This window comes from Streptomyces sp. Tu 3180 (assembly GCF_009852415.1).
Taxonomy (GTDB): Bacteria; Actinomycetota; Actinomycetes; order Streptomycetales; family Streptomycetaceae; genus Streptomyces.
Genome location: NZ_WOXS01000002.1, coordinates 5,752,416 through 5,761,281, shown reverse-complemented (window position 1 = coordinate 5,761,281; position 8,866 = coordinate 5,752,416). Strand labels below are relative to the sequence as shown.

Annotated in this window: 7 protein-coding genes; all 7 read right to left on the bottom strand. The window is 70.7% G+C overall.

Translation table 11 applies throughout. The features are described from left to right. Positions 1–2: 2 nt before the first annotated feature. Positions 3–515: a YbaB/EbfC family nucleoid-associated protein gene (locus GL259_RS26945; protein ID WP_159535895.1), complete on the bottom strand. Its 513-nt coding sequence runs from the start codon at positions 513–515 to the stop codon at positions 3–5. Between the two features lie 16 nt (positions 516–531). Then, a complete protein-coding gene (locus GL259_RS26940; RefSeq protein ID WP_159535894.1) occupies positions 532–4,038 on the bottom strand; it encodes an AAWKG family protein in 3,507 nt (1,168 codons plus the stop codon). Between the two features lie 12 nt (positions 4,039–4,050). After that, positions 4,051–4,497 carry a type VII secretion system-associated protein gene (locus GL259_RS26935; RefSeq protein ID WP_159535893.1) on the bottom strand — a complete coding sequence of 149 codons (447 nt, stop codon included), beginning with the start codon at positions 4,495–4,497 and terminating at the stop codon, positions 4,051–4,053. A gap of 28 nt (positions 4,498–4,525) precedes the next feature. Beyond that, a complete protein-coding gene (locus GL259_RS26930; RefSeq protein WP_159535892.1) occupies positions 4,526–4,846 on the bottom strand; it encodes a WXG100 family type VII secretion target in 321 nt (106 codons plus the stop codon). A gap of 69 nt (positions 4,847–4,915) precedes the next feature. After that, on the bottom strand, positions 4,916–5,266 hold the full coding sequence (locus GL259_RS26925) for a hypothetical protein (RefSeq protein ID WP_159535891.1): 351 nt from the start codon (positions 5,264–5,266) through the stop codon (positions 4,916–4,918). Positions 5,267–5,637: 371 nt separating this feature from the next. Next, complete coding sequence (gene eccB, locus GL259_RS26920; protein WP_159535890.1) at positions 5,638–7,110, bottom strand: type VII secretion protein EccB; 1,473 nt, start codon at positions 7,108–7,110, stop codon at positions 5,638–5,640. A gap of 17 nt (positions 7,111–7,127) precedes the next feature. Next, positions 7,128–8,525 carry a type VII secretion integral membrane protein EccD gene (gene eccD / locus GL259_RS26915; RefSeq protein WP_159535889.1) on the bottom strand — a complete coding sequence of 466 codons (1,398 nt, stop codon included), beginning with the start codon at positions 8,523–8,525 and terminating at the stop codon, positions 7,128–7,130. Positions 8,526–8,866 lie beyond the last annotated feature (341 nt).

Here is an 8,866-nt window from a genome sequence, read left to right as displayed (position 1 = left end):
GGTTACGCGCCCTCCTGCCGTTCCCGTCGTCCGTCGTCCGTGCCGCGGGCCACCCCGGGCGGGGCGGCGGGTTCCTCGTCGTCCTCGACGATCTCGTCGCGGAGCCTGCTCATCGCCGTGGGTCCCTCCGCGACGGAGGTCTCGCGGAGCAGCGATCCGAAGACGGACTCCCAGTCGACGCCCATCCGTTCCGGGGCGGCGCCGCGTGCGGTCATCCTGGTCAGCGGGTCGAGCGTGGCGACGACCCGGCGGGCCATCTCGGCCCGTGCCTTGTTCGCGGCCTCCAGCACCGCCGCGGAGAGCTGGGGGGCGGCCATGGTCCGGTACTTGCCGTCGAGGAACTCCAGGCTGGTCAGTTCGCCCTTCGCGCCGACGGAGACCCGGACCGACCGGTCCGTCGAACGCGCGGTGACCGAGGCCGCGTCCAGCTCGGCGCGTGCCGAGGCCGCGGCCTGCTCCGCCGCCTTGAGGTGGGCCATCGCCTGGGCCACCCGGTCCTCCATCGGCCGGCTCATCCCGGTCCCCTTCCTCTCAGCGTCCCAGGGCCTGCGGTGCGCCGCCCTCGTCGGTGCCCCAGACGTCCTCGTCCTCGGCCAGCCACGTGGTCCGTTCCCGGTCCCCGCTCTCCGTCTGCGGCCTGTCCCCCGCCCCCGCCCCGCCCATGGGTCCCATCGGCGGCATGAAGGGCGTACTGCTGCTGGTCTGCGTGGACCTGGGGACGACGCGGTGCTCCTCGTCGTCGACGGTCGGCGTGGTGGCGGCCGTCCGGCCGGAGCGGCCGACCACGGGCTCGATGACGGTCCTGGCGCGCTCGCCGGAGCCGCCGCCGGCCTCGCCGCCCGCGCCGCGCATCATCGGCGGGTACATCCCCGGCGAGCCCGCTCCCGTGCCGGTGCCGCCGGCGGAGGCGCCCGCCAGGGCGTCGCCGCTCTGCGGGCGCCCGAGCGCCGAGGCGAGGTCGTCCTGGTTGTAGAGGTTGTCGCTGAACGCGGAGGAGTACGCCGAGCCCGCGGAGCCCGCCGAGCCGCCCGGGTTGTAGGCGGAGAGGTCGGGAGGCTCGGGGAGGTCGGCGATGCGCTGCCGGATCAGTTCGTCGATGTCCTTCTGATCGGCGCTGATCCGGTCGTACTCGGCCTGGATGTCGCCCATCCGCTGGTCGTACTCGGCCTTGGCGTCCTTGCGCGCCTGCTCGGCCTCGGTGCGCGCCTCCGTGCGTTCCGCCTGGGCGTCGGCCTTCGCCCGGTCGTACTCGCTCCTGGCCTCGGCCTCGGCGGCGTCCGCCCGTTCGAGGGCCTCCCGTTCGGCGGCGTCGATCTCCTCGATCCGCCGGTCGTACTCCTCGCGGGCCTCTTTCTCGTCGGTGCCGGCGGCGATCTCCCGCTCGTACTCCCGGCGTGCCTCGGCGCGTTCCTGTTCGGCGTCCTGGCGTGCCTGGTCCCGCTGCTCCTGGGCTTCGGCCTTCTCCTGCTCGTACTCCTGTCGCGCCGCCGCCTCCTGGCGGTCGGCCTCCTGGAGGGCGGCGTCGCGCTCGGCGCGGGCCTCGGCCTTCTGCTGCTCGTAGTCGGCCTGTGCCTCGGCTTTGGCGTTCTGGGCGTCCAGCCTGGCCTGCTGCTGCTCCCGCAGGGCCTCGCGGCGGGCCTCCTCCTGCTGGGCCTCCGCCCTGGACTGCGCGTCGGTCTGTTCCCGCTTGGCGGCTTCCCGCTCGGCGGCGGCCTCCGACTTGGCGGCCTCCTGCTCGCGCTCCGCCTCGGCCTTCGCCTGGGCCTGCTCCTGCTCGGCGGCTTCCTTCTCGGCGGCGGCCTCCGCCTTCGCCGTCTCCTGCTCCTGCTTCGCTTCGGCCTTCGCGGCCTCCTGCTCGGCCTTGGCCTCGGCCTTCTCCTTCTCGGCCTCCGCCTTGGCCGCTTCCTGCTCCGCCTCGGCTTCCGCCTTCTCGCGGTCCTGCTCGGCCTTCGCCTCGGCCTTCTCCTGCTCGGCCTCCGCCTTGGCGGCCTCCTGCTCGCGCTCCGCCTCGGCCTTCGCCTGGGCCTGCTCCTGCTTGGCGGCTTCCTTCTCGGCGGCGGCCTCCGCCTTCGCGGCTTCCTGTTCGGCCTTGGCCTCGGCGCGGTCGGCTTCGGCCTGGGCCGAGGCCCGTTCCCGTTCCTTCTTCGCCTCGTCCTGAGCCTTCTGGTTCTGTGCGAGGACAAGCGCCTGCTGTTGCTGGGCCTCTTCCTTGGCGGCGGCCTGCTCGGCCTTGGCCTCGGCCTTCTCGCGCTCCTGCTCCGCCTTGGCCTCGGCCTTCTCCTTCTCGGCCTCTTCCTTGGCGGCGGCCTGCTCGGCCTTCGCCTCGGCCTTCTCGCGCTCCTGCTCCGCCTTGGCCTCGGCCTTCTCCTTCTCGGCCTCTTCCTTGGCGGCGGCCTGCTCGGCCTTCGCCTCGGCCTTCTCGCGCTCCTGCTCCGCCTTGGCCTCGGCCTTCTCCTTCTCGGCCTCTTCCTTGGCGGCGGCCTGCTCGGCCTTCGCCTCGGCCTTCTCGCGCTCCTGCTCCGCCTTGGCCTCGGCCTTCTCCTTCTCAGCCTCCGCCTTCTCCTTCTCCCGCTCGGCCTTCGCCTCGGCCTTCTCCTTCTCGGCCTCCGCCTTGGCCTCCGCCTTCTCCTTCTCGGCCTCCGCCTTCTCCTTCTCCCGCTCGGCCTTCGCCTCGGCCTTCTCCTTCTCCCGCTCGGCCTTGGCAGCCGCCGCCTCGGCCGCCGCCTTCTTCTTCTCGGCGTCGGCCTCCACCTTGGCGGAGATCTCGGAGAGGGGGCGGTCGTCCTTGTCGGTGATGCTGGTGTCGAACGCCTTCTCCGCCGTCTTGAAGGCCTTGTGGATCTCGACGATGGCCTCGGCGCCCGCCGTGCTGAGCCAGTCCTGCACGGACTGCTCCCACCGGCGCACCGCCTCGTCGGCGATCGCCTTCCACGTGGTCATCTCGCTCGGCTTGCCGTACGACTTGCCCTCGATGACGATCTCGTTCCGGAAGCCGTCGGTCGACACCACGTAGTTGTGCCAGGAGGTGTACGGTCCGGAGTTGTTGGAGATCGTCTCGATGTCCGTCTTGTCGTACTGGGTGTCGAAGAGGGTCAGCCGGGCGTTCTGCAGCATGTCGTAGAGCCAGCGCTGTGGATTGCTCTCGGCCTTCCACGCGTTCCAGGTGTCGTGGAGCTTCTGCGCCTGGGCGAGGAGAACGCCCTGGGCCTCGGCCAGCGCCCGGGCCGGCGCGGAGGTCACCGTCACACCGTCGATGGTGACGGCGGTGCCCTCGCCGCCCTTGCCGTTGAGCTGGTCGGCGTAGCCCTCGTAGTTCCGGGCCAGCTTGTGGATGAGCGCCTTGAAGATGGCGGCCGACGTGCCGTCCCAGGAGTCGCTGCCCTCTCCGATGTTCTCGGTGTCCCACTTGCCGATGGTGACCGCGCTGTCCTCGAAGAACTTGACCACCCGGTCGAAGGCCTTGGCCGTTTCCGTGAAGGTGCGCAGGTCGACGTAGTCTGCGTCGTTCACCGGGTAGCCGCGGTTCTTGAACCCGTGGGTCGAGTAGGGCCACATGGTGATCTGCGAGAGGGCGTCCCGGGAGCCGTAGACGTACCGGACCAGCGCGTTGGTGTTCCAGTCGAGCTTCTCGCCCTCTTTGTTCCAGCCGCCCTTGTCCTTCAGGCGCTCACTCGTCTTCGAGTAGTCCGGGATGATGTCGTTCCCGCCCGGCGGCCAGTCCTGGCCGGACGCGAGGAAGGTGATGTAGGCGCGGTACCGGTAGAGGTACTTCCCCGCGGACACGTCCTGGGAGTCGTCGCTGGGACGGTAGAACGGGATGGTGTAGTCGGTGTTGTGCGTCTTCCATCCGCTCGAGGACAGGAAACCCGACGAGTAATCCGGGCCGCCGTGCTTGTCCAGCCGAACGTGAATCAGCGGGATGCCGTCGTTACCCTTCAGGTCGTCGAACAACGTCTTCCGCTCCGGCAGGACATAGCCGGTGAGCAGGTCAACCGCTTTTTTCCAGTTGTCGTTGTTGTTGTCCCCGGGGTTGGCCATCGCCGAACTCCGCTACTCTTCCTCTTCGGTGCCACCGGAATTGCCGAGATCACTGTCGACATCCTCGAAGATGTCCATGAAATCGTCCGCGGTGATGTTCTCGAGATTCTTGCCCTGGGCCTTGGCCAGCTCGTCGATGGTGTCCCACAACGCCTGCTCGAGGTCCTCGAAGAGGACCGTCTGGTCCTCCAGGATGCGCACGACCTCGCCCGCGCCCTGCTGGACGACCTTGTTCAGGGCGCCCCCGCCGACCGCGCTGTTCTCGCCGGCCATGAGACCGATGACGAGCGGCTTCGCGGAGTCGATCGTCGTGGTCGAGATGCTGTCCGCGATGAACGTGATCGCCGGGCCGGCGGTCGGGCTGTCCTTGAGGATGTTCTCCAGGGTCGTCCGGAAGCCGTCGATCTGGTTGTTGATGAAATTCTTCAGGAACGTGCTGTCGAGGACCGTGACGGCCATGCGATCACCCTTCCGTCACCGGCCGGCGTCAGCGGCTGCCGATCCTGATGTCGCCCCACCGCTGCGACAGGTTCTGCTCCGTGTACCGGTAGTTGGAGGAGATCTCGGTGAGCAGACCGGAGTGGTTGGCGAGCAGGTTCTTGATGTTCTCGACAGCGTTGTCCCATTTCGCCTGGACCTCGCTGTAGACGTCCCGGTCGTCACCGATCCAGCTGTTGCGGAGTTCGGCCAGTTCCATTTCCAGGTTGGCCAGAATGCTCATGATCGCCTGGGACTGGCCGACCATGTCGTCCGCCGCGCCTTCGGCATGGTTGTAGTCGACGTAGATGTAGCCGTCGGAGAAGTCCATCGGAGTCCTCTATTCACCGGAAGAACGACGTGAGTGGAAGGGCTGGGAGGTCTGCTGGGTGCGCCGGGGTCAGTTCGACGACGTGTTGGTGCCGTTGAGCTCGTCGAACACCTGCGTGGAGCGCGAGTACTCCGCATCGATCGCGTCACTGGTGGATCCCTGCACCAGTCCGTGCTCCCTGAGGGTGCCGTTGAGCTCGTCGACCATCCGGTCCAGGTTGATCAGGATGGTGTCGACGTGCTCGTCCCACTGCTCCAGCAGCTTCTTGTACTTTCCGCCGTCCACACCGCCGTAGTTCGAGGCGAGCGTGTGCGACGTGGACTGGACGTCCTGCTGGCAGCGCTGGACACCGGTGAAGGCCTGCTCCAGCGCCATGATCCCGTTGCGGGTCGCGCGTTCTTCGGACTGCTGCATGGCCATGAGAGAACTCCCTTTTCGGTGACGCTCACCGGGGCTGCGGCCCCCACTTCACTCCGTGGGCAGACGGAGCGTCCCAGCGATCACGACTGACGCGCCGGGGGCATGGGGTGGCCAGATGCTATGCAGGCCACAACTTGTTTGGCAATTGCCTGCGGAACCGCGAAGTCCTCTTTTCGGAAGCTCAATTGAGCAATTTCCAGGAATTCGCGCCGCTCAAGTGAGCGGCGTGGTGCTTCCGGCCGGACAGATCGGGCATCGGTACCGTCCGCCGGAGGCCGCCGGGGGTCCGGCTTAACGTGAGGTGACTGGGCGGACGCCAAGAATTTCCCTTCCGGACGATCACCGGCGGGGCCCGGCCGTCCCCTTTCCCGCTACCGCCCGGGGCACCGCAGCGTCACCCGCGCCTCGCCCTCGGACGCCGCCTCGGGGGTCAGGTCCGGGCCGCTGGGCAGCATGGCCAGCATCGGGGACGGCATCGTCCGCGCCTCGACTCCCTCGTAGCCCAGCGCCTTCACCGCCTCCTGGGACAGCAACCGGTACTTCACGCCCTCGTCCGTCACCAGGTACGTGGTGTCGCCCAGCGCGCTGCCGCTCGCGCTCAACGCCCTGACCAGCGCGCCCTTCCCGGCCCGTACGGCGATGGAGTCGACCTTCAGGCAGCCCGGTTCGACCTCGGGCGCCGGCGCCTGCACGGCCGGGGGCAGGGCGCCCCCGGGCAGCACCGAGGCGCCCACCCGCACCCCGGAGTCCGTGGAGTCGACCTCCGCGCAGGACACGGAGCCGGTGGCGACGGTGACCGCCTTCGGCGGCTGCGCGGGCAGCTCCGCCGGCTCCGGGCTCCGCGCGTCGGGGGCGAGGTGCCCGGCCAGGGTGTCCGCGCCGAGCGTCGCCACGGTCGCGGCGCCCCCGCCGTACGCCTTCTCCCGCGTCTGCGGATCGCCCAGCAGGAGGGCCGCCTCCGTGTCCGTCAGGGGCACGAGCCCGTCCTTCGTGAGCAGGTGGAGGCGGACGGCCGAGCCGGGTACGTCGACCTTGAAGAGCTGCCCGATCCTGGTGCTCAGCCCGGCCAGTTCGGGGCCCTTCCCGCCCCGGCCGGGCACCTCGGCGGGGGCCAGGTCGGGTCCCAGCGGGAAGGAGTCGAGGAACGCCGCGGAGACGGGACGCGGGGTGACGTCGCCGTACCCGAGGGCCTCGGCCGCCTTCGCCCGCCCGTCCAGCCGCAGCCGGCTGCCCTGCCACAGCAGGTACGTGGCGTCGTCCGGGCCGGTGACCAGCATGCCCTCGTCCTCGCCCAGTCGCCTGCCGCCGGGCACGTCCTGCGGGGCGTCGGCGCCGAGGGCGAGCGTCGTGGTCACCGTGACGACGCCCGTCGTCCGGGGCAGGACGCCGGAACACACCAGCCACGGGGTGCGGTCCAGGTCACCGGTGCCCGGGAGCGCCTCGGGCCCGTCGGGGATGCCGACGGGTGTTCCGTGCGGGGTGCCGGCCAGCGAGGACGTGCCCACCGTGGTGACGCCGACCTCGCCGCCGGTGACCAGCCGGGCCGAGGCGTAGTTGCGCACCGGGCGCAGCCGTCCGTCCAGGTACAGGTAGCGCGCGCCGGTCTGCTTGTCGACGATCAGGTTCTCCCCCGAGCGCCACGAGTCGTTGCCGCCGGGCCGCAGGAGTCCGAGGACGAAGGCGCCCGCGCACACCAGCAAGGCGATGATCACGCCGATCGCGGCGCCGCGGTTGGTCCTGCCCAGCGGGCTCTCCGGGGCGTCGGGCTCCGAGCGCAGCATGGCCGAGGCCAGCCGGCCCATGATGAAGAGGTGCGCCTGTACTTGGTCGCGCTTGCTGTGCATGTCGCCGTTCTCCCGGGTCAGCCGTTGATGCCGCGGAGCCAGCCGTAGACGCCCATCGACCAGAGCGTCAGCGGCAGGATGCTGAGGGCGGCGAGTGAGTGCAGCAGCTCGGCCGCGCGCCCCCAGTACGGGACGAGCCGCCGTCCGGGCACGGTCCACGAGGCGATGGTGATCGCGGCGGCCAGCCCCATCAGGCCGGCCGTCAGGGTCAGCCGGTCCGCCGGGGCGAGGGAGCGCGCGGTGACGAACAGCAGCAGGACCACGCCCCAGGCCCCGGCGGCGGTCAGCGCCAGCCGCTGCCAGACGTTGCCCAGCCCCCGGCTGTGCAGCAGCAGCAGGAGGGAGAGGGCCACGACGGTGAGGATCTCGGCGAGGCCCGGCGAAGCCATGAGGGCCACCAGGCAGGGCAGGCACACCAGGCCGATGGCGCCGTAGAGGGCGGTCATCCAGCCGTCCGCCAGCGCGGAGCGGGCGTCGACGTCCGAGGAGGAGTACGGGTCGATGCCCTGCTGCAGCTGCTGGACGTTGGTCGGCAGGGGCGGCATCCGCATGCCGGCCAGCCGGAACGACAGCGACGGGACGAACCCGCCGAAGAGCACCACCACGACGGCCACCACGCCGGCCGCCTGCTGCGGTGCCAGGTCCAGGGTGATCAGGGCGGCGCCGAGCGCGCCCGCGGCGGCGACGCAGGCCGTGCCGATGAACAGCGCCGGGTACACGCCGACCGCCGCCAGGGCGAGCACCGCGCCCGCGCCGCCGGCCGCGGACGCCGCCAGCAGCCGTGCGCCGAGGACGGCTTCGCCGTCGGCGCCGCCCAGGTCGCCGCCGGGCAGCAGCCAGCCCGCCAGGGCGAAGTAGGGGGCCGCCATCAGGCCGAGCACCGAGCCGGCTCCGGCGTCCCCCACGGCGCGGGAGGCGGAGCCCGCCCCGGCGATCAGCAGCAGTCCGGCGGCCGAGGCGGCGACGGCCCGCACCCAGCCCGCCGTCCCCGGCATGGCCAGCAGCACGATGCCCAGCGTGAGGGTGGCCGCGGCCAGTCCGCGCAGCAGGCGCCGGCCGGCCTCCGGGCTCCAGCCGTGCGGCCTGCGGCCCATGCCGTCGGCGATGCCGTCGACCAGGTCGTCGATGTGCACCTCGGGCAGCGCCTCGGTGCGCGGCCGCAGGTAAAGGCCCTCTCCGTCCCGCAGACCGAGGGAGTCCAGGGTACTCTCGGGGTCGAGCGGTGGACCGCCGAGGCGTTGGAGCACCCAACCTCCGTGCTCCAGGCCGGTTTCCTCCAGGTCGTCCCCTCCGTAGCCGATCACTGTGGGCAGCAGATCGGCGACGGGGACGTCGGAGGGCACGGCCAGGTCGACGGTCCTGGCCGGAGCACGTACGGTGACGCGGCACAGGCTTGCCGTCCGGATCTCAGTCATGGGCTCGGGGTTCACGCTTTCTGGCGGACCACGCGATACGCGGTGGCTGGAAGGTGGCAGCGGCACACCGGCCGGTCGTCGAACGCGACGGATAAGTCGGACGGGGCATGCGCCGACGAGTTTGACCGTACGCCGGGCTTTTCGCAACACCACTCCGGGAGTTCAGCGTTACGGAACCCCACGAAAATTCTCCCGCCGCCGTCGCGCGGGACTCTGACTCTTTACGGAAAACCCGCGACGTTCCCGCGAGGTTCCTCCGGAATTCCTTCCGAAATCGTTGAGGAGGACGTTCGTTGAGCGTGATCCTGTTCCGCCGGCCGGCCCGCCGCAAAGGGCCGGAG